At 65.3% G+C, this 21848-nt stretch carries 21 protein-coding genes; 7 read left to right on the top strand and 14 right to left on the bottom strand.

Going from position 1 to position 21848, the window contains the following annotated elements; all coding sequences use genetic code 11:
- The 6 genes from NA5_RS41085 to NA5_RS37815 form a co-directional block, all read right to left on the bottom strand.
- A partial coding sequence (locus NA5_RS41085) for a hypothetical protein (RefSeq protein WP_157110885.1) occupies positions 1-199 on the bottom strand: 199 nt, incomplete at its 3' end.
- Between the two features lie 660 nt (positions 200-859).
- The gene (locus tag NA5_RS41710) at positions 860-2938 is read right to left on the bottom strand and encodes a hypothetical protein (RefSeq protein ID WP_062993851.1); all 2079 of its coding nucleotides are present in this window, start codon (positions 2936-2938) and stop codon (positions 860-862) included.
- Between the two features lie 100 nt (positions 2939-3038).
- A complete protein-coding gene (locus tag NA5_RS37830; RefSeq protein ID WP_062993850.1) occupies positions 3039-3356 on the bottom strand; it encodes a hypothetical protein in 318 nt (105 codons plus the stop codon).
- Positions 3357-3490: 134 nt separating this feature from the next.
- Positions 3491-3838 carry a hypothetical protein gene (locus NA5_RS37825; protein ID WP_062993849.1) on the bottom strand — a complete coding sequence of 116 codons (348 nt, stop codon included), beginning with the start codon at positions 3836-3838 and terminating at the stop codon, positions 3491-3493.
- Between the two features lie 36 nt (positions 3839-3874).
- On the bottom strand, positions 3875-4195 hold the full coding sequence (locus tag NA5_RS37820; protein ID WP_062993848.1) for a hypothetical protein: 321 nt from the start codon (positions 4193-4195) through the stop codon (positions 3875-3877).
- 416 nt (positions 4196-4611) lie between these two features.
- Positions 4612-6525, bottom strand: a complete 1914-nt coding sequence (locus tag NA5_RS37815; protein WP_062993847.1) for a type VII secretion target — start codon at positions 6523-6525, stop codon at positions 4612-4614.
- Positions 6526-6806: 281 nt separating this feature from the next.
- On the opposite strand from NA5_RS37815, the gene NA5_RS37810 reads away from it, so the two are divergent.
- From NA5_RS37810 to NA5_RS37770, 6 genes are all read left to right on the top strand, one after another.
- On the top strand, positions 6807-7238 hold the full coding sequence (locus NA5_RS37810) for a YbaB/EbfC family nucleoid-associated protein (protein WP_062993846.1): 432 nt from the start codon (positions 6807-6809) through the stop codon (positions 7236-7238).
- 70 nt (positions 7239-7308) lie between these two features.
- Entirely contained in the window at positions 7309-8982 is a 1674-nt protein-coding gene (locus tag NA5_RS37805) for a WXG100 family type VII secretion target (RefSeq protein ID WP_062993845.1), read from the top strand.
- Positions 8979-9260, top strand: a complete 282-nt coding sequence (locus tag NA5_RS37800; protein ID WP_062993844.1) for a hypothetical protein — start codon at positions 8979-8981, stop codon at positions 9258-9260. The genes NA5_RS37805 and NA5_RS37800 overlap by 4 nt, the downstream gene beginning before the upstream one ends.
- Positions 9257-12628, top strand: a complete 3372-nt coding sequence (locus NA5_RS41075) for a T3SS effector HopA1 family protein (protein ID WP_157110884.1) — start codon at positions 9257-9259, stop codon at positions 12626-12628. The genes NA5_RS37800 and NA5_RS41075 overlap by 4 nt, the downstream gene beginning before the upstream one ends.
- Before the next feature lie 27 nt (positions 12629-12655).
- Positions 12656-12922: a hypothetical protein gene (locus NA5_RS37775; protein ID WP_157110883.1), complete on the top strand. Its 267-nt coding sequence runs from the start codon at positions 12656-12658 to the stop codon at positions 12920-12922.
- Positions 12922-13323: a YbaB/EbfC family nucleoid-associated protein gene (locus NA5_RS37770; protein ID WP_062993838.1), complete on the top strand. Its 402-nt coding sequence runs from the start codon at positions 12922-12924 to the stop codon at positions 13321-13323. The genes NA5_RS37775 and NA5_RS37770 overlap by 1 nt, the downstream gene beginning before the upstream one ends.
- On the opposite strand, the gene NA5_RS37765 is transcribed toward NA5_RS37770, so the two are convergent.
- The 8 genes from NA5_RS37765 to NA5_RS37730 all read right to left on the bottom strand — a co-directional run bounded on the left by NA5_RS37765 (position 13314) and on the right by NA5_RS37730 (position 21279).
- Complete coding sequence (locus tag NA5_RS37765) at positions 13314-15794, bottom strand: hypothetical protein (protein WP_062993837.1); 2481 nt, start codon at positions 15792-15794, stop codon at positions 13314-13316. The genes NA5_RS37770 and NA5_RS37765 overlap by 10 nt on opposite strands.
- 7 nt (positions 15795-15801) lie before the next feature.
- Positions 15802-16101 (bottom strand): hypothetical protein, encoded by a 300-nt coding sequence (locus NA5_RS37760; RefSeq protein WP_157110882.1) that lies wholly within the window; start codon positions 16099-16101, stop codon positions 15802-15804.
- 52 nt (positions 16102-16153) lie between these two features.
- Positions 16154-16507, bottom strand: a complete 354-nt coding sequence (locus NA5_RS37755) for a hypothetical protein (RefSeq protein ID WP_245672657.1) — start codon at positions 16505-16507, stop codon at positions 16154-16156.
- Between the two features lie 11 nt (positions 16508-16518).
- Positions 16519-17235: a hypothetical protein gene (locus NA5_RS37750; RefSeq protein ID WP_062993835.1), complete on the bottom strand. Its 717-nt coding sequence runs from the start codon at positions 17233-17235 to the stop codon at positions 16519-16521.
- On the bottom strand, positions 17232-17615 hold the full coding sequence (locus NA5_RS37745; RefSeq protein WP_062993834.1) for a YbaB/EbfC family nucleoid-associated protein: 384 nt from the start codon (positions 17613-17615) through the stop codon (positions 17232-17234). Before NA5_RS37745 ends, NA5_RS37750 begins: the two co-directional genes overlap by 4 nt.
- A complete protein-coding gene (locus tag NA5_RS37740; protein ID WP_062993833.1) occupies positions 17612-19111 on the bottom strand; it encodes a PPE domain-containing protein in 1500 nt (499 codons plus the stop codon). Before NA5_RS37740 ends, NA5_RS37745 begins: the two co-directional genes overlap by 4 nt.
- 29 nt (positions 19112-19140) lie before the next feature.
- Positions 19141-20718: a hypothetical protein gene (locus NA5_RS37735; protein WP_062993832.1), complete on the bottom strand. Its 1578-nt coding sequence runs from the start codon at positions 20716-20718 to the stop codon at positions 19141-19143.
- 69 nt (positions 20719-20787) lie between these two features.
- A complete protein-coding gene (locus NA5_RS37730) occupies positions 20788-21279 on the bottom strand; it encodes a hypothetical protein (protein ID WP_062993831.1) in 492 nt (163 codons plus the stop codon).
- A gap of 312 nt (positions 21280-21591) precedes the next feature.
- Between NA5_RS37730 and NA5_RS41975 the strand changes: the two genes are divergently transcribed.
- On the top strand, positions 21592-21848 hold a 257-nt coding region (locus NA5_RS41975), incomplete at its 3' end, for a hypothetical protein (protein WP_218020250.1).

Below are 21848 nucleotides of genomic sequence, written 5' to 3'. Positions count from 1 at the left end.
CCGGCACCGGCCAACCTGCTGCGACGGCACCGGCGGCGACGGCGAGCGCGAGTACGCCCGGATCGGCCACGCCGGTGGCGAATACGTCCGGGGTGTCGGCTCGCACCAATGTCCGGCGCGCGGTGAACCGGACCGGATCGACTCCGAGCAATACCGAGACCGACGAAGCGCAGGATACCGATCCCGATGACGAGGTCACCGTGGATTCGCCTGTGGTGCAGGCATAATCGCTGATTTCATAGCCGGAGTGGGCAGACGATATCGTCCGCTCACTCGCCTGCGGGCCGAATTAGCTTGGCGCGAACCGGATTTCCCCTCGGGGCAACTGCGATCGCGTGAATTTCAGCCGAACGGCAGCGCCGTCATCTTCGCGCGAGTACCGCACACGCAGCTGTCGTCGTAGCGACGCGCGGTGGTGCTGCGGTGACGAACACGCGGCACCGGTGGACTTGCATCTGAGCCACTGTGGTCCCCGGTGAATTTCAGCAAGACAGCAGTGCCGTCATCGTCGGCACCGGAACCGCACACGCGGCTGTCGGCAGAGCGACCCGCGGTGGCGACGAACGCGCAGCACCGGGACTCGCGTCTAAGCCACTGCGATGCCCGTGAAGTTCAGCGAGACGGCAGCGCCGTAGTCGTAAGCGAGAACCGCAGCGCAGGGCTGTCAGTGTAGCCGATGCCGTAATCACGCCGGGCGTGCCGAGCGCTCTCTTACCGCTGCGCGAAGTTGTCCAGATCGGCGCCGCCCGGGGCGGAAGAACCCTTCGCCGTAACCGCTGGGAGGCTACAGCGCGGTCTCGAAGTCGACTTGCTCCTTGGCGACCGCGGTCCCCTGGATTCCAGGGGACCACCGTCCGTATCAGATCGTCGTCGGCGCCGGAACCGAGGGCGGAGCTGTCGGCGTCGGCGGCGCCGTGGTGACTCCGGGAGCACTCGGCGTCGGCTGCTGCTGCTGCTCGGCCGAGTTGTCCCGATCGACCCCGCTCGGGTGGAAGAACCCTTGGAACTCGCCGTAATCCCCGTTGCCGCCATCGGGCGGGTTGTTCGGGTCCAGCGGCACGAGCTGGCCGTTGATGATGACCTCCAGGCCCGTGGGTTCCACCACGACGATCGCACTGCGATTCGCCCACTGCACCACATCACCGGTCTGCAGGTGCGCGCTGTCCACCGAAACCCACGGACTACCCGCCGTGGGCTGTCCGGTGGTGCCCGAGTAAGCCGACCTGGCATCACTGCCGTTCGGGTTGTTGAGTTCCTTGTTCACCGCCTGCGACACCGCCGAGGACACCTTCTGCGTCGTGCCGTCGGGCAGCTTCATATCGACCATCGACCGCCCACCGGCGCCCACTGGCGGCGGTGTAGCACTGGCGTCCGCCTGAACGACATTGGTCGGCTGGTTCGAGGCGACGGCGGGCTGGGCCTGCGCCTGCGCCGCAGCCTGCTGCTCTTCCTGCCTGCGCCGCCGACGCCGCTCCTCGCGCTCCTCTTCCTCGCGCTGTTTCTGGTCGTCCTGGCCGTGGTTCCCCATCATCTGCTGCATCATCTGCGACATCATCATCGGCAGCATCATGGAGCTCATGTCCATACCGCCGGATCCCGAGGAACCGCCGCCGGAGTTGTATCCCGCCTGGGTCGCCTGGTTTCCACTCTTTCCGTTCGCACTGTTCTCGAGCGCACTGATCGCCGAATTGATCGCCGACGTGACGTCGCTGTTCGCGCCAGTACCGGTGCTCGTGCTGCCGGTGGACGGCTTCGAGCCGTCGCCGAGCAGATCGCCGAAGGTGTCGCTGTAGTCGGTGGAAGTATCGGTTGGACTCGGAGTCGGCGTTGGTACCGGAGTCGGGGTCGGTGTGGGAGTCGGGGTTGGTGTCGGGGTCGGTGTGGGAGCCGGAGCTGGGGCTGGGGCCGGGGCTGGGGCCGGTGAGGGAAACCCGGGGAAATCCCCGAACTTGTCCGCGCGGTCCTCGGCTCGGTCCGCGTAGTCGGAGACCTGTCCCCTGCAATACTCGATCGCCTGGTTGACGAGGCCGTAAATGGGCTTTTCCTCGACTATGTTCTGTATACCATCCCCGGTGAAGTTATTTTCGCTGAACGTACTCCCGCCGTAATATCCGGCATGCGGTTTTTGGAGTACCGCCCAGATATCATCATGGACTTGCTGAATCTTGTCGTACATCCGCTGGTATGTACGAGTATTATCGTGCGTGAGTTCCTTGTTCTCCAGCTCGAATTTTTCATCCATATGCTGCCACTCATCGGTCAGTTGGTGGAGAAAATCCGAGGCCGATTGATATCCCTTTTCGGTTTCGCCCGAAGCCCCCCCAGCTGCAACTGCCGCCCCGTCTGCAATTTTGTCGTAGAAATTGCCGCTCAGGTCGTCATCGAAGTGGTTGGTGTCCTTACCTTTTTTGGGAGAATCGAAGGCGATCGGCTTCTTACCCTTGCCCATTTGGTACATCAAATAGGCGAGCCGAGAGTTCGCCAAATCGATGAATGTCTTCAGGTCGTCCGAAGCGCTACCTGGGGGAACCCGGATCTTCAGCGGGAACTTAGTGATATCGTCGCCCGATTTGAAGTCGTGCTTGTCAGTCCCTAAGAACTCATTCTTTTTCTGTTCCGCCGCCAGTTGAGCTTTGCTCTGGGTCGGTTTTTGATCGTTGTTCGCTTTCCGATCGTCTGGGTTGATAACGTATAGGGTCTCGGAGCCATTCGGCTTCGTTTTTACCCCATATGCGTGCCCATCCGGGGTAACAAGGAAATCGATATCACTGGGCTTGTCCCAGGACTTTATTTTTTTCGGTTCCCCCCCATCAGGATTCACCTCATAGAGAGTGACCGGGGCACCGGATTTTTCCTGCGCGGTGTAGAAACCCGACGAGGGAGGTTTGTCCGACTTTGATTCCGTACCGTCGGCATTGTCCACGTAGTAATCGGTCATGCCTCACAACCCCTGATCACCTGCGGCCACCGACCTGTTCGCGAGCCGGTAACAGCCATACCGAATCCTCCTGTCCGAAGTCCGTCGGACCACTAGGGCTTCACACCTCTGGCGCCGTCCGGCGGACGTTCGCACCATCCTCGAGATCGGTACTCTCGAGTGCGCCTGCGGCCGACTGCGAGGTGTCGTCCACATATTGGTGGCCATCGGCCACCGAGGTCCAACCGGCCCCACGAGCTTGAAGGTAGCGACGGCCGAGCTTCACCAGAAACGCGTCGGCCGCGTAACCGAGATTCGAATGAAAGCTGGCCTCATAATCAGGGTCGTTTTGCGCCCGCTCGAGAAAGGAGCCGACGACGCCGCCGTGGGCACTGCCCCGGTTGCGCAGATTTTCCGGATCTTGCCTCAAACTGTCCATATCGACGAACTCTTTCCACTCCGGGCGACATCGTCATTCTCACGCATCCCCACCTCTGGGGACAACGGAGACGCGGCTCGGGGAGTTCGGAGGAGCTGGCTGCTCAGGCCCATGCCGGTCTCGCACGGCCGGAATCAGAAGCCATCGCCGAATTCGGCCTTCTCGATAATGTTGTACTCGGCTTCGCTGGGTAGCCCCAATGAGTCTGCTAGACGCGGCAACCCACCGTTGGACAGCAGCTCCGCACGGCGACCGACCCGCGACTTCAGGTAGGCCAGGCGAGCAACTCGCAAAATCTCCCTGGCCAGCCAGTCGTCCGTGTGCTCCGCCACCTCGTCGCCGAGATGGAGACCAATGATCGTGCCGCTGCGGTTGCAGGCCACGCCGACCGAATAGCTGGGGTTGAACACCTCGTACACGAGGTTGTACCAATCGGGCGGGGATTCGGGCCCGACGCCGTCCGAGATGTCCTGATCCGTCACCGCATCACTCCTGGGATCGTCGATCGCACCGGCAAATTACGGCTGCGGCCGCGGCGTCTCGGGCCAGGTCGTCTCCTTGACGGCAATTTCGTGCTGCCGCGCGGCGTCGGTAGTGCTGTCACGAATCGCGGCCATGATGTCGGCCGCCAACTCGTGCATGCTTGCGGCGTGCGCGATCGCTCCGTGGGCGATGTACAGATCGGTGAGTTTGCCCATCGCGTCCACTTCCGGAATGACCCGGCCAGTGGGCGACGGGCGCCGGGCGCGAATCCGGTCGATCCGCTCCAGCATGTCATCGGCAGCGTGCACCAGCTCCCGACTGGATTCCAGCGCCGCCACCGTATACGGATGCATCATGCGGCCACCCCCTTCCGCCACGATCGCCGCGCCTCCGGCACACGACGAACCATGCCTCCAGCGACAGAGCATGAACCTGGCACCGCATGAGCGGGCATACCGGACCGTACGGTCATCGGACGCACAGCGGCGTTGACGCCCAGCTCTTTTCGCATGCCACCTCCTCCAAGGATGATAGGTTCCCATTCTTCACGCTTCCTGCCGCCTTCCCAATTCTGAGAAGAGGATGGAGGCCCCGCCCGCCGCCCACCGAGCCGCGAGGTTATGCGCTCGTCTGGGTGGTGGATCTTCATTGCACACGCGACGCTGACGTACGGCACACCCATATGGAGCGCCACGTAATACGGGAGTGGTTGCACGCCTAGGGTGAGGCTGCCGCCATCGCACTTCAGCGTGCTGTGACCATCCGCGCGACCTCACTGCCGATCCGGCGCCACGACAGGCGGCGGCGAACTCGGCGCGACCACGGCACCGCTCGGCGGCCCGCCCACAACCGGAGCGCTCACCGCGGGGGCACTGACCGCAGGCCCGCTGACCGCGGCCCCCGCCGGGCGGGCAACACTCTCGTCCTCGCCAACCGAGACCGCGGCCGGAATCTCCACGAATTGCGGATGTTCCACGATCTGCTCATGTGCGTAGATGGCGTCGCGCAGGCTCTGCCGCTCTGTTTCCTCGGCCAGCAATAGGACAAGCTCATTGCATCGACGCTCGAAGATCATGTCGCGCAGTGCGGAAGACTCGGTGTCGATCCGCAATTCGCCGAGTCCGACTCGGCCCACATCGACCCGGCGCGACAGCATCGACGCGGCCAGCAGATCGTCGGCATCGCGCAGTTCGTCCCACAGCTGCCGGGATACGGTCTGCCCGGCAGCCACGCTCGCCAGGATCCGCTCGCGCAGTTGTCGCGCCCCGGCGGCATCGGCGCTGGCGGCTACCGATCGGCCGACCCGCGTGTGCGCATCCGTCGCCAATTGGACACAGCGCTCGCGGACCTGCTGATCCGACACGCTCGCGACCGATTGCAGCGCGGTCGGGGAACCGACGAGACCGAGGCGGTCCGCCGTATCCGGGGTGAACTCGCGCAAGTCGACGTTGTAGGTCGGGCCGACGAGTCCTTCCATCGCCACATCGCTCAACTGCGACCGCAGGCCGGGATCGATCGGGCCGGAGGAGACCAGCGCCGAAATGCTCGCGTTCGCCTTCGGTCCCCAGGCCAGGCCGAATTCGACCAGGACTCGGGCCGGATCCGACACGCTTTCCCACGATGCCGTACCGCTATCGGGTCCGAGCAGTTCATCCCACAGCCACGGCGTCGAGACTTCGCGTGGAAGGAAGAGCCCGGCGGGCAGCCAGCCACGGCCCTCGTTGGAGGTGATGAATATGCCGGCACCGGCCGGACCGCGCATCACCGCCACCGCCCAGGCCATGCCCACCGGCGAGTCGACGGCCGCGAGCACGCTGCTGAGCAAGGTCCTGGCCAGTACCAGATCGTCGTTCACCCGACTGCCCACCACATAGGCCGGTTCGGCCTCTTTATCCTTCGCGGCGGCAACCGCGGAGGCGAACGGGGTACCCATCGGCACCGGTATCGGCATGCCATTGGCACCCGCGGTGGGCCCGGCCGGTGGCTGACTCGAACCGCGATCGTCGGCCGGACCGGCGTACACCGGTCCAACCCCCGGCCCAGCGCCGAGCGGCCCAGCCGACACCGGCGATGGTGTGCTTCCGGCGGTCACGCCGGATGTGCCCGCCGGAGTCGACTGGTCCGGATGCGACACCGCGCCCGGTGTACCGGGTGTGCCATGAGGTGCCCCGCTCGTCGGCGTCGAACCATTCGATCCATTCGATGCCGCAGGGGACATGTGGGTATCGGGCGACGTAGGTCCACCAGCCGGTCCGCCACCGGGGCCGCCGCCCGGTCCACCACCGGGGCCGCCGCCCGGTCCACCACCGGGGGGCGGGGTGTACGAAGTGTTCGGTTCGGTGCCGTTCGGCGTCGGCCCCTCGTGCGGTCCGCCGAAGTCGTGGCCGACCCGGCGCAGGTCCGACGCTATCTGGTTGTCGGCATATTCGTAGGAATCCGCCGATTCGCGCAGCGACTTCGCGGTGTTGAAATGCTCCTGTGCCAGCGCCTTACCGGCCCGCTCGCGGGCACCGTAGTAGGAAACAAGCGCCTGGCGAACCGGATCGGCGATTTTGCCGTAGGTCGACTCGAAACTGGCCAGCCACGCGTGCGGCGGCTCCGCCCACGCAAGAGTATCGCGCCCGACCTGCTCATGCTGCAGCGCCAGTTGGCGCAGCACTGCGGGGTCGATATTCATGCTGGTCATTACTCGATCAGACCCTTTCCCGCCGCTGTTCTCAACATTGTCGATCCTTCCCAACGATGGGGAGACAGGACGCGGAGCGGACCGCGACCGGAAAGAAACCGTAACTATATGCAGCACAAGCTATTTCACGCGCGCAGCCAGACAAACTCCCACCTTCGGGAAGTGCATATCGGCCGTACGAAGTGGCCGGTTCATAATCGGCGGACGGCGGTGCCGAGGAGGTATCCCAGCGAGCGGGCGCCCCGCCCGCGCCACGACTAGGACAAGAGGTGGGAGCCGTCATGGATCAATGGGAACGCGAAAGCCTCCGGTCGGCGAACAACGGCATGCGCAACCAGATCGACTACGTCATGGATGTCTACGAGAAACAGCAGGCTCAGCTCGCCGAGATCCAGCAGCAAGTAGACGCCCTGCGGGTACGGGCCAGTTCATCCGATCAGTTGGTCGAGGTGACCGTGGACAGTGCCGGAGTGGTCACCGACGTGCGATTGACCGCGCAGGCGATGCGCGCCAAGCCGGAAAACGTCGGGCGGGCGATTGTCGAGGCCGCCCAGGCGGCGGCGCGGTCGGCGCGTTCGCAGCATGATGCGCTGATCGCACCGATCGTTGATACCGCGGAGCTCATGCCCGATCTGCCCGACCTGGTATCCGGGTCGCCGAGCTGGCGCGATGCCCGTGAATCGGCCGAGAACGACGGTTCGCGCACAGGGTGAGTACTCCCAGCACTGGGAAGATAGGTTTCGCCGCGTGAGAATTGTCCGCAGAGATGCGTGAGGAGTCCGCGTGGCGCAACCGTTGGAGGTCGATGAGGAGCGACTTCGTGCCCTGGTGCCGGAGTTCGAGGATATCGGCGCCGACGCACAGCGTCTGCTCGATCAGCTGAAGGCAGCGCTCGAGCGCGAAGGCGAACCATGGGGCAAGGACGCTCCGGGCCAGGCGTTCGCCGAGACGTATGTGCCGGATCGGGACAAAGGACTGGCGAGCCTGGCGAAGACGGTCGCGAGCCTGCGTGAAGAGGGCAAGATCGTCAGCGACCTCGTCGAAAGCTTCGACCGCCAGGATCGCGAATCCGCTCGCTCGATCAGCGACGCCGGGGACCAGTCACCGCCGACCAGTCAGAACGTCCCCCCGACCACACCGACCGATCCCTACTCGCCGAGTCAGCAGACTCCGATCACGACAGGCACCACGCCCGACAGCAAACCATCGCCGATCCCATCACAACCCGCGCCGGGCTATCAGTCCGCCCAAACTCCGACTCCGGCACCGAGTTCCTCGAGTAGCCCACAGACCAGCCCCGCGTCCGCCGCACCGACCATCCCGCCCACCGGAAACGGCATGCCCAGTGCGGGAACCCCTTTCGACAGCGCTGGGTCGCCGAACACTCGCGACACCTCCGGTTCCCCATCTGATTCGGCTCCCACCACGGCCGATTCGGCGACGACCGCTGCCCGACCAACTGGCGAAGTTCCAGCCGCCGATCGCAAGCAGCCGAATACACCGTGGTCGAGAGGTACGGCCGGTACGAGTGCTACACCGGACACTCCCGCGCCCAAGGCGGCCGCCGCCGGAGCCGCGCAGCCATCGGCACCGACCAATGCCGGATCCCAGGTCTCGGCGCCGTCGAGTACGCCGCCGCGAATGTCCACGCCGTACCTGCCGGACCAGCAGCAGCATGCCCGTCCGGCACCGAAGGCGGCGGGCAAGGCCTTCGGCGCCGAAGGGAAATCCGCCGCACGCCATCCGTGGGCGGCCGATGGCATGGGCCTCGGTGAAAACGCACTGCTGGCACGGAAATTGGCCGAGCGACACGATCTCGAGTTGGTCGGCTTCGACGATCCGAGCGTCGACGGGTACACGATCCGAGAGATCGCGGCCGCACTGGACGATGTGCTCACTCAGTACCCGTATGTCGATCTGCGACAGATAGCGATCGCCGAATCCGCCGACGCGGCCACCCGCCTGGAATGGGACTGGGTCGCGGGGGCCACCGGCCCTGAGCCGTTCACCCGTCGCATCGTGCTCGATACCGTGGTCGCCCGTAATCCCGGGGTGTTCGCCGAATACATCCGCAGCGCAACGCATTCCGGAAAACTCGCGCGCGGCTCGGACCGACGGCCGGTGTATTCGACAATGGTCCGCGAACTCGGGCACGCGCTCGATGTCGCGGGTAGCTTCCGCGCCAGGCAGGCAGCTCAGGACGCGCTGATCGCCGAGTTCACCCGCACCCGGGGCACCGCACCGCGGGAGAACCCGACCAGCGCGTCGAGTTCGGAATACGAGCAATGGCGCGCCCAGCTGAGCGGCTACGGATTCCACAACGGCAATTTCGACCCCGGGATGGCGATGGCGGACGCGTTCACCGAGGTACAGATCAACGGCGCCGAGGCAGCGCCGCCCGCAAAGGTGTTGCACCGCTTACTGATCGATACCGCACGGAAAACGGCGACGCCGTGAGCGTCGGCGGTGGACACACCGCCGACGCGCGGCACAGCACCTTCGAGACCGAACTGTCGGCGGCGACCAGCGGTCGCCCCCTCCGAATGCACGTGGGGTTGGGGCCGGACACCGATTCGGCATTGATCACCATTGCCCTGGCACATCCGGACATCACCGATGACATGATCGCGACAGCACGTCGGGCATTCGTCACGGAATCGGTTGTCGCCGATCGCGATACCGAGGTTCCGGAACGACCCGAGGAAGAAATCGACGTACCAGGTGCGGCGCTGTGACACTGACGCTGCCAGCGTTTTTCCCGAAGTGGCTGGTCGAAGCCGTGGCGGGGTACTGGCCGGATTGCGACGAGGACGCGTTGCGCCGCGAGGGTGACCACTGGGCGGCGGGCGGCGACGGCTGCCGCAAACTCGCCACACGGCACGATACGGCGTCTGCTACGGAAAAGACGGCTCTCCACGGCTTCAGCGCCGACACGAAGGCGACCAGGAATGTGCAGCTCGGCGACGATCTGCGCAACCAGGCCGCGTACTGCGACTCCATGGCCGAGCAGTGCTACCAAAAGGCCAACGACTGCGAATTCACCAAGCTGCAGGTGATCGGAACCGGAATCGCGCTGCTGACCCAGCTGGTGGTGGATGCCATGCTGTCCGCACCGGGTGTCGTGAAGGCCGCCGAGGACAGGGCGGCCGCCGAAGCATCGTGGGCCGCGAGCGCCCGACGGTACTTCGGCAGGGTCAAGAAGGTCGGGCTGGACTGTGCCACCAAGCGCGGGGGTCTGCCGCTGGCCAAGGCCACTGCTATCGGGGCAGGACTCGGTGCCGGTACTGCCGCCGCCGTCAATGCCGGTGCCCAGTTCTACCAGAAGGAGGTATTACACCACCGGGACGAAATGGATTGGGGCATGGTCGGAGATGCCGCGATCATCGGCGGCGTCGGCGGTGGAATCGGTGCGCGATTCGCGTCGCGAGTGGCTCCCCGGATCAACAAGTTCCTCGGCAAGGTCGCCGGGAAGTCCGAATCCAATCTCGTCCGCTACGGCGCGCATGTCACCGCAGGGGTGCTGATCGGCGGTGTAGGCGGTGTTGCGGGCGCGGTGGCTGGCGCGGGCGCGGGGATACTCGTCACCGGACATATCCCCGATGCCAAGGAACTGCGAACCGCGGTACTCCAGGGTTTCGTCGGCGGTTTCGTCGGTTCGGCGACTATCTTCGCTCGGCCCCTGCCACCCGGGATGCGAGTCAGAGCCAGAACGGATACCTCGAACTCGAATACCACCACAGCGCCGACCACCACCGCAACGAGCAGCACACCGCCCGGCGCACTTCGGGATGGCGATGTCCCTCGCGATGGCTATGTCCCCGGAACCACACCCCCCGCCACAGCGCCAGGTCCCCGTCCGGCGACACCGCCGGACGGCGAGGTCCCACGGGATGGCTATGTTCCGCGGACCACACCTCCACCAGGCACGACCACGCCACCGGGCACTACACCACCCCCCACACCACCTGCCACACCTGGCACACCTGGCACGCCTGGCACGCCTGGCACGCCTGGCACACCTGGCACGCCTGGCACGCCTGGCACACCTGGCACACCTGGCACACCTGGCACACCTGGCACACCTGGCACACCAGGCGCACCGCCGAACACCACTGGACCCGACGAGACCCCGCGGGTCACACCACCGCCGCAGGTAGCCCCACCGGCGACACCACCGGGCACCGTCCCACCACAACCCGGCACCTCCGGGCCACACTCGCCCGGTACAACAGGACCACGCCCGGATACCACCGAGCCCAGATCCGGTGAGCCGACCGGCGGCGAACCGCCAACCGCACGTCCAGACGACGGAAATCACCCGCCTCGAGCACCCGAGACACCGGAAGCGACGCCACGACCCGAGCGCACTGAAGGCGAGCCGGACTCCGACGGAAACCACCCGCCTCGAGCACCTCGGGAACCGGAAACGACCACACCACCCGACCACACTCAGGGCAAAACAGATCCGCCCGAGCCCGCAGGGGCCGTGCCCTCACGCGAGCCCTACGAAATGTACGAGCCGGACGAACTGCCCGAATACCTCAAACGCTCCCCGGGCGAGGACTCCGATCCGCCTGAGCCGTATTCTCAGGATCCGTCGAGCGAGGAGCCACCTGTCGAGCCGCAACGGCCGCATAGCGAGGAGGAGACACCGCCTGCGCCAGCCCCACGGCATCCCGACGAGCCCGGCTCCCCAAATGGCGACCAACTGGTCTGGCCTCCGCGTGCACCCGACCACGAAGCAGCGCCACCACCCGAACCCACTCCGGGCGCACGGGATCCGGGCGAACCGCCACATACGCCGCCGCGCACAGACGAACCCGTGCCCCCCGAGCACGACTCGGGGGTCGGGTCCCAGCGTGCACATGACGACGCGACAACACCGCCACCGGACCACCACACCCAAGGCGATGGGGATCCGCAGCGAACGCCGCCGCTCGACGAGGAAACACCGCCCGCTGCGGGCGAGTCGCCCCATGAGTTGTGGCCGGCGTGGCATCCGGATCGTGACCTATTCGAATATGCCGTGCGAGAATACCCGGAATTATTGGACCAGCCGCGCACACTAGAGGAATTACATCGCGCACTGCGTTCGGAGATATCGTTCGAAGATTTCCATCAAGCGGTGCGTCCCGATCTGTCCCTCGAGGAGTTCACGCAGCTGATACGCCCGGATATGTCGTTCGAGGAATTGCATCAGGCGCTGCGGCCCGACATGCCGTTGATGGAATTCATCTACAGCATGGACCCGGACATTTCTTTCGATGGACTCATGGCAGTGCGGGACCTCTCGTATCAGGTACATGGGCTGGAAGCACCGCCGCTGTCTCGCGAGAATCTCGAACAATTTCTCCAACGCATCTGGACGGACCAGGACGCCATCGGGCTTCCGAACGATGTCTACGCCAGATACCATGCTTCTTCCGAACCCAACTCCGTATCCGATCCCCGCGCCTTCCTCGACGAAATGGGGAACATTCTCAGCAATCGCGCACCAGAGAATCAACGGGCGGTTCTGCAACCTTGGGAAGGACGCACGAGGCGTCTCGCTCCCGAGTACATAGATAGGGTGGACCCATCGGACGTCGGTTTCCTCTTTTTCCACCGCCTGGACGCCGATACCGATGCCATCGGCTACCGCGTATACATCAATGCACGCGGCGATGCGACCCCGGCTCTCATGCGCGGGATCGTGCACGAAATAGTTGACCGCCCCGATCGATTCCCTGGCGTCGCCGCAGCGAAAGTCGGCGGTCCACGGAGGCTCAGTGCGGACAGCACAGCCATTTATGTCAACGAGGTGGAGGACGCATATCGGGTCGTCGACTGGCTCAAGCAATACCAGGAACAGCACCCCGATACTTTCCTCTGGGATGTCCCTGCCATGACGCAACAGGTCATGGAGGGGGTGAGCTTCGGCGCCGAGCCGCTGACAGCAGAGCGCAGCGGCTTCGGTGGAGTCCGCGCGGAGGCGGTCTTCGAGGCACTGCAGTCGGTCCGCATGCGCGACGGCACGTACGAGGACTTCCGCGAAGAGGTCCTTGCCGCGCTGGCGAGACATGGAGCGGACCCTGAACTGCCACATGAGAACTACACCCGATGACCGACGATGCGGCATACGGAGGATGAAATGACCGAGCAACGGCGGATCGCCGTGGCCCGCGACATCGTGACCGAGTACCTGCGCGGGGATATAGACCCGGTCCGAAGTCCGGAGATGTTCAACGACGATATCGTGTACTTCGCGGCGGCCCGGCTCGACCGCAGCGACACCGACTGGCTCTCGGCTCAGCTTGCGAATCATCAATGGCCACAAGAAATCCGGGCCGATATTGCGGCGATGATCCCCGGACATGACACCGAAGGCCAGTCAGCACTCGAGGTAGACCGCAACTGATGGACCATTGGCAATACGAAATGCAACGAGCTCAGCTCGCCGATGTCCGGGATGAGTTGTCCGCAATAAGCGCTACGGCCGGTTCACAGGATGGTTTGGTCGAGGTAACCGTCGATCAGTTCGGCATCATCACCGATGTGCGCTTGGAGCCGCGGGCGCTGCGTGGTGCGGCCGCGGATCTCGGCCGGGCCGTTACCGAAGCGGCCAGAGAGGCCGCGCGACTGGCGCACCAGAAGGTCAGCGAGACTATCGCCCCGATCGAGGATATCGTCGGCCGGATGCCCGAGCCGGAGGATCTGCTGCCGGGTGCGCCGAGTCTGCGCGAACCGGATGCAGAAGTCGTCCAGGAATCCGCGCCGGTCCCCTATGAGGACGATGAGTACGACGACTATTACGACTGACGCGTGGGTCCCGTGCTGATCGTCGGTCGTCGAGCCGTCGTGGTCGGAGCGGGTGCGCGTGGCGCGTCCACGAACAATGGATGGTCGACTATCTGTCCGTGGGCGTAGGTCGCATCGCGCAAGCGCTGTCGATTCGGCTCGTCGACGAGCATCAGGACCAGTTCGTCACAGCGCCGCTCGAATACCATCGCCCGTAGCAGCATCGCCTCCGATGCCGAACGTCCGTCGGTATCGGATCGCAACTCCCCCAATGCCACTCGGGATACGTCGGCTCGACGCGACAGCATGGACGCGGCGAGCAGATCGTCGGCGTCGCGCAGTTCCTCCCACCAGTCGCCGGGTACCTCCCGGCGCTGCCGGATCGCCTCCAGGACCCGTTGCCGCAGGCGGGGCAAGCCGAGTGAGTCGGGCGCGCCCGCCTGTCCCACGCGCCGATGCGCATCCCAGGCGAGATCGATACAGCGCGATCCGATTCCTTGAGCCGGTACCTGCCCGATCCGATCGAGCAGCTGCGGCGCGGCCACCACGCCGAGCCGATCCGACAAACCGGCTGCCGCCACGCTCAAATCCATTGCCGAGGAGGCCGTTACGGGCCCCTCCATCGGCACCTCACGCAGTTGGGCGCGCATACCGGAATCGATGGGCTGCGACGATACGATCGCCGTCACCTTCGCGCCGGTCCGGCGTCCCCACGCCGCGCCGAACTCGGCGAGCACCCGCGCCGGATCGGACACACCCTCCCAGGCGGCGTCGGCTACCTCCCACATCCAGGGTGTCGATATTTCCCGCGGAAGATACAGACCCGCTGGCAGCCAGCTGCGGCCCTCATTCGAAGTGACGAACGCGTTGATACCGCCGGAATGTCGCATCACCGATACCGCCCACTCCAGCCCGATCACCGACGAATCCACAACGGCCAGCACACCGCCCAGGATTGTCCGTGCCAGCACGAGATCGCCGTCGACCCGCTCGCCGAGCATGAAGGTCGGAGCGGCGGCGGCCACCATCGCACCGCCGACGACATCGCGGATCAGTTCGTCGCTGCCGCCGGTATCCGGCCGCCCGCCCGCCGCCTGCGGATCACGTTGCGGCGCATTCGGTTTCGCGGGCGGGACGGCCGCATTCGGCACCGGCGCGGCAGGCCCGGCGGTTACCTTCGGCACCGGAGACCCGGCCCCGCGCGCGTCGACCTGCGGTGCCCTCGATTCCATCGCCCCGGGCCGCGACTGCGCGGCTGGTGCATTCGCCGACGTTTGCGCCGAAGACACCGGCGGCGCCGACGACGGCGGCGCGGAGATACCGGTCGAACCGGCTGCGGGCGGCAGGATAGTCGGCAGCATCGGGGACATCTGTCCTGCCGACGCCGTCTCCCGTGTGGTCTCGGCGGAATCGGTACGGTGGCCGGAATCGGTTGTAGCCGTGTGGGTTTCGCCGTGCTGTGCGGATTCGGCGGTATCACCTCCCGTCTCGTGATGGGCACCCGCCTCGGTACCGTCCCGGAATTCGCCGGTGTCGGTCGCGGTGGACGGCGCACGCGACGAGACGCCGGTCGCGGAAGCACTCGGATCGGCACTGTCCGGCTGCACAGTCGGTGCATAGCCCGTGGTGACGCCCGGAGTAGAGGTCGGGGCCGATACCGCTGGCGGCATTGCGGGGCCGGTCGGCGAAGCCGTTGGCGTGCCATGCGATGGCGAATCAGCGGGAAGTTCTGTCGGCCCGCTCCCCGGCAACTGCGTGTCGGACGGATCCATCACCGGCGCATCGAATTGCGGGCCGAAACCGAGCGGAATCGGGACCTGGTGTTTCGGTCCGGCCCCCGGATGCCCGATCTGCTGCTGTGGGCCGGGCGGATGCGGATGTGCGGGCCGGTGTTCGGGCGGGCCTCCCGGCAGATGGGGACGGCCGGAAGTCCAGGGCGGCGGCTGCCGCAGCTCGCGGTAGAACCGCTCCAGGGTCGGCAGAATCGTGGGGCCGATCGATCTCTGCGCGGTCCGCACAACATCTTCTACGTCGGCGCGGGCTTCGGCGATGATCCGGGCGACACGGTCGCGCAGTGCGGCCGCCTTGGCCTCACGTTCGGATTCGTCATCGGATTCGTCGTTCGCCGCGGCTTGCTGCGCCTTGCGAATCTTGTCGGTGGCCGCCTCGACGATGTCGAGGATCTGGTTGCGGGTGCGATAGACCAGATCCGAGAAATGCCCGAAGATATCCGCGGCGGCGTCCAGCGCGTCGGCGAAAGCCTGCGGATTCCCCCGCTGCTTCAACATATTCTGTTTGATGGGTTCGAGGCCCTCGCTGGCGCGAACCCGATTGTCGAACTCGTTGCGGGCTTGTTCGGCGCCGAGGGTATCCAGCGCCGCGGCACCGTCGCGCGACGTGGTTTCCAGTGCGCTCCAGTCACCGGGAGGGACTTCAGGCCAGTTGTCCTGGACTATCTCGTCCCAGTACGGACTTTCGTGCTCCGGTGACATCCGGTGATCAGATCGAGTCGTATCGGTGCACGTACGCGCCACCTTCCACATCCGCGGCGGTGAGGACATTCGTCGTGCTCACCGTCTCGGTGTGAGTGATCCGCCCATCGTGCCTATTGGTCACCGTGCCGTGGTGCAACGCCGTCACGATCTTCTGCCGGTGCGTATCGAGGTCGAGGTCAAGTTCCGATTTCGGCCGATGGTGCAGTACCAGATCTGCGACGGTTCCGGAGACCTGATCCGAGACCGTTTCGATGGCACCGGCGAATCTGCCTGCCGCAGCGTTCACTTCGTGCGGTTCGTCCATATCCACCATGTCGGGGTCCCGTCTGAGAGAGGTTCGGTGCGGAGATTTCGGTTCAGCTGGTGGTGCCGAATTCGGCATTCACCGTGGCGCGGAAGGAAGCTTCGGTGGGCAGATCGAACGAGTCGATCGTGTAGGGACGCGTGCCCTTGTACTCCATTTCGGCGCGCAGACCCACCCGGGACTTCATATGCGCCAGGCGCGCGAGCCGCAGAATCTCCCTGGCCAACCAGGCATCGCCGTTGTCGCGCGCGTCGTCGGTGATGTGCATACCGACGATCTCACCGTCACGATCACAGGCGACGCCGCAGGTGTGGTCGGGATTGAACACTTCATAGACCATGCTCCGCCAGTCGGGAGCAGGCGCGGCCTCGTCCACGTCGAACTCGTCCGGAGGTATATCGGTCAACGGGATCACTCCTAAAGTCGTTCGGCGTGTTGACGATTCGAGGATGTGCTACGCACGGAAGGATCCTCCTCGGGTGCTTCCAGCCGCTCCGCCAGGGCACTCCACGCGGCATCATCGATGCTCATGATCTGGCGCAGCTGCCAGAATCGAGCGCCGAGGTACATTTCGGCGGTTCCGTCCGGAGCCACATCGAGATGATCGGGCCCCTCGCTCGACGGGTTGAGCGTAACCGTCGTAATCGGGGGACGCGCGTCGTCGATATTCATGATCGTCGCGCCGCCGCCGGGGATGAAACTCTGTCGGCAGCGTGGACTCGACGCGATCGCGACATCGGCGCTATTGGTGGTCACCGTGATCTCGGGGTTCAGCAGCAGCTGCACCGCCCAGGCCCGGGCCACCAGCTCCGGCCGGTCGGCATTGATCGCGATGGTCAACGCGGTCGCCAAATCGACGACCAGCAATGCTTCGGTGGTGGTGACACCCACGATCACCAACCGCTTGGCGGTGCCGACCGGATAGGGCAGGTCGTCGGCGCCGAGGGTCACCACATCCGATCCGACACCGGCACCGGTCGCGGGATGGGCGACGACGGTTCCGGTCGCGACGTCGATGGTGTACGCGGCCACCAGACTCGGCATCCGTTCCGCGACACCGGCCAACCGGACCAGCCCCTCCTCATGCAGCCAGCGCACGGTATCGGCGACGGTGACCGCGCCGGGTTCTGTCATGACGGCACCGCACCTGCTGTCGCCGGGGGCGACCCGGACGGACCCGATGGCCCGGACGGACCGGAAGCCTGGAACGGCTCGGGCGGGGGCACCGATTCCATCACGCTCTGGTACTGGCGCGCCGCATCGGCGGTGCTCTCCCGAATGGCCGCCATGATCTCGGTGACCAATTCCTGATTGGTGAGGCGGTCAACGGTCCCCGGCGCCAGAAACAGATCCGTCAACCGGCCCATCGCATCGACCTCGGGGATGATCGCACCGCTGGGTGAGGGCCGACGAGCTCGGATACTGTCGATCCGCTCACGCATATCAGCGATGCGATGCCGCAACTCGCGGGCGGCGTCGAGGGCCGCCTGTACATCGGGGTGGATATCACTCACACGGAACCTCCGGATTGGGTCGGGCCCTGGCCTGGCGCCGGTGTCGGCGGTGTCACGGTCGGGGCGATCGTCGGCCGTTCCCCGATTACCTGTTCGGTATGCGGGGTGTCGTCGACGTACATCAACCGGTCGGGATGCCAGGCGACCACCCGATTGCGTTCGTTGCCGCTGGCGCCGCCACCGCCCATACCCGGGGACATCGGCATATAAGGCATCATCCCGTTACCGGCACCGGCGCCGCGCGCCGCGGCCGCGGCCGACGAAGCGGATGACGCCGCTTCGATGACCGGCGTTCTCGGCATCCCGACCGCGGTGCCCGATGCCGCGCCCGCGGTCGCGACGATCGGCATCGCGCCAACCGAGACCGAGGTACTCGCGTCGCTGATGTCCGGAATACCGGCGCCGGAGATCGGACTCCCCGCCCCCCCACCGCCGCCGAGCGATCCGAGGCCCGAGGGGACCCCGAGGTCGTCGTATCCGTAGTCGCTGTACTCGTCGTCCAGGCCACCACCCGAGATGTCCTGGTTCTGCGCCATACTGGCGGCCGAGGACATGGCGCTCATCATCGCGGGAAGCATCTGGGACAGCATGTTGCTGCTGTCGCTGCCACTGCTGCTTCCTTTGCCACTGCCACCGGTATCGCCCGTGCCACCCCCGGTGGGAATTTTGGAGTTGACGGTGGAGGAATAACCGGTGATCGCCTCGGCGGAGCGGGCATTCTGCTCCTGGAATTCGGCGAGCGCCGCCTGCAGCGCCACCTCGTTCTTCGACTTCATCGCCGCCAGCAATCGCTTGCGGGCCGCGATGATCTCCTCTGGTGTGGGATGTTTGGCCTTCGCGGTGCTGAACGCGGCGCTGTAGGCGTCGACATTGTCGGCGAGTGCCCCTAATTCGGTGCCGAGCTGGCCCAACCAGTTTCGATGTTGGGTCAGGTGCTCGGACACCGTGGTGCCGACCGGGCTCCAGTTCTGCATCAGGGTGGCCGCACCGTCTACACCTTCGGCGGCCGCGGTGTGGAAACTCCCGGTGTAGCTGCGGACATCGGCCGCGAATTTGGTCGCCGGGCCAGGGCCCGGGCCGGTGTGCAACTGCTTCGCGAAGGTGAGTGGGTCGACGGATCCGGTGGCCGCGGGCAGGTTGAAGGCCGGTGCCTGTCGGGGACTGAATTCCTGCACATCACCTACCGGATTAGCGAGGATCTCCGCGCCGCCGCCTTTCACGATGCGCGCGCCCAGATCGTCGGCCGCGGTGTAATCGGCTGCCGCGCCACCGATGTGGTGTGCGTGGCGTTGGACCTCGTTGAGCACGCCGAGCACGCCGTTGAACAACGACGCGGCCTGCGCGTTGAGCTGGGGCACATGTGTCCCAGAGATCGGGTCGGCCCCGGCGGGCTGCACCCAGCCCTTCGGCAGTCCCGCCCCGGTGTCACGCGCCAGTGCGGCCAATTTCGCGGCGACATCGACGAGTTCCGCCGGATCGACATTCAGCGGCGCCATCGCCTCCTCCTCTCACATCCGGCTCACGATCACGCCGGAGCGGCCACTGCGGGCATGGCCGCACTCGCCGACGGATCGCCGGTAACCGGTGTACCCGCCATCTTGCCCTGATCGTGGTCCTCGGGTGCAGTCGCTTCGATGCCGTTCGGGTGGTTGAATCCGACGAATTGGCCGAATTCCCCAGCACTGTCGGACATTTCCGTCGGAGTGAACTGCTTGAGTTGACCGTTTACCACAACCTCCAGTGTGCCGCCGTCGTCGGCGGGGAAGGCCACCACGATCGCGGTGCGGTTGTCCCAGGTCGCGACGTCACCGGTCATCAGCTGGTACGGATCCACCGAGGTCCCGATCTGCTTCTTATCCGACCACTTCGCCGGAGTCTTCGCGTATGCCGCCTGGGCGTCGGTGCCACTGGCGTTGCCGAACGCCGCATCCAAAGCCTGTGCGACAGTAACGGATACCTTCTGGGTCCGACCGTCCGGGAAGGTGTACACCACGGTTCCATCCGAACCCGGCGTGCGACCCGGCATTCCGGTCGTCGGCTGTGTGGAGGACGAATTCGCCGGAGGCGCGGTGTGGCTCGCGGGCGCGGCCGCGGGTGCGCTGGCCGCGGCCTGTACCGGTTGCGCGGGTGCGACAGCAGCGGGGACGGCGCGCAGTTGGTCCTCGTACGGGTCCAATTCGCCGCGCCGACTGTTCAAGTCGGTGTCGGCCTGGCCGCGGTTCATCATCTGCGCCATCAGCATCGGCAGCATCGAACTCATCATGTCCATACCGGAATTCGCCGGTGATGCGGCCGCCGCACTCGGCACCGATGGTGTGGCAGTACTCGGATCCGTTGCACTCCTGTTGAGGTTGTCCAGCGCCTGCTGCACCTTGTCGTCGAGTGAGCCACCGGTCGGCGTGGTTCCGGTGTCGACTCCGGGGGTGGTCGGGTTGAGGTCGTCCAGTCCGGGGACTTTGGAACCGTCGTCGATGGGGGTGACCTGGGTGGGGTCGGTACCCGGCGTGGTCGGAGTCGTGGGCACTTGGGGGACGTTCGCCGGATCGAGCAGCCTCTTCTTCAGCTCCGCGTTCTCTTGCTGGAGCGCCTTGATCTGCTCTTCCAGCTTTTTCATGTCCGCGGTCTGTTTGTCGGCACCGTCTTTGACATCCTTGTTCGCGTTGGCGGCCTCGTCGAAAGCAGTTGCGACAGACTGGATCGCCTCGTTACAGAACTCGAAGATATGCTGATCTTCCTTCATCCCCGGTTTAGGCAAAGTCGGGGCAGCGTTGGTAATCATATCGATGCCAGCATTGACGGCTTTCTGCGCAGCAATGGAGATGGCCTCGGTCTTCTTGGCCAGTGGCGCAATCGCCTTGGCGGAGTCAGCGATCAGAGCGGCCGTTTGGCTCAGGCTGGCCGCTGTTTTCCCGTAGTTCGGGATTCCGGCCAGCTCCGCGTGGTCCTTCACCTGAGGGGGCGGTGGCATCTCGGGTGGGGTCCCCTTGTTCTCCTCGCCGTTGCCACAAGAGTCGAAATAACCTTGGAACGTATTGGGCAGCTTGAGGTACCAGTCTATCGTTGGGTCCAGCGGCACATATTGCGCGTACTTTGAATCCTTCATCTGAGTGGGATCAGGCATCCACATCTGGTGAATATGAATTGTCAAGGAGCTGCTCCTCGGCCGGATCCGTTACGAGATGGGCCTGATCGGTAGTTCCGCTAAGGCGGTCGGCGATCCTGCCGTCATCGAATCGTAAAGCTTGTTCATATATGCGGCGCCCACACCGCGCCCGAATGCCTTGACGCCGCGTTCACCCCAACTCGTTGCGGCGCCTTTTGTGATCGCTGCTTTGGCGGAGCCCTTCGCCCCACCGTAGAGAAGTTTCGCGGCACCGTTCTGCAGGCCCAACTTGGCCAACTTTCCGCCGCCGCCCTTCGCTAGTGCCCGGAGAGCGCCGCCCGCAAGCTTACCGCCGGGAAGCGCACCAAGAAGGCCGTCGACGAGTCCCCCCTCGATGGCCTCGTCCCAGTCCTTGCCCTCTGCTTTGCTCCAGATCGCGCTGGTCGCAGCACCCGCGAGCGGACCGAGGACCACACCGGCCCCCGGGATCAAGGAGAACGCCGTCGTTATCCCGCCGATAGCCAGGTCTTTACCGCTGAGGCCAAACAAACTGAAACCCATTGTGATCACCTATCCGATGCCGCGCACCTGCCCGCAATAGATCGTTGACGACCATGCGTGGACGGTCTATCGACCTCCTCATTGTTGAGGATTCCCAACACTGGGAACCTGAGGTATGCACCCAACGAGTCAGGATGATGACGGTAGAGCATGCACTGACGTGCACGAATTGCGATGGCCACCACGTTGTTCCGGTCCACCGGGCGATCGACACGGGAGGAAATACCGGATGAACCTCCACCGCCTATCGCTCGGGCGTCCGGCACCGCCGGTCACTCATGCCCACATGCGGTGGACGCGCGGGGGTGCGCGGTGACCAGCGCCGAGGCGGAGATCGCCGTCGAGCATCCGGAGGATGAAAGCAATGCCGAACAGGGGCAATCGGCTCCGGTAACCCCGTGGACCAATAGGCAGCGGCGTGCGAATCCGTCCGTGCCCGGCCAACCGGGGGCACCAGGACCGAACAGTTCGTCACTAGCGAATCAGGGACCGACGAACAACAATGCCGTGCCGGGTCAGAGTGGTGTGTCGCCGCCGCCGCAGGGGCAGGCGATGCCGGGTGGTTCCAG

The organism is Nocardia anaemiae NBRC 100462, assembly GCF_001612725.1.
Taxonomy (GTDB): Bacteria; Actinomycetota; Actinomycetes; order Mycobacteriales; family Mycobacteriaceae; genus Nocardia; species Nocardia anaemiae.
This window is presented reverse-complemented; position numbering and strand designations above follow the sequence as displayed.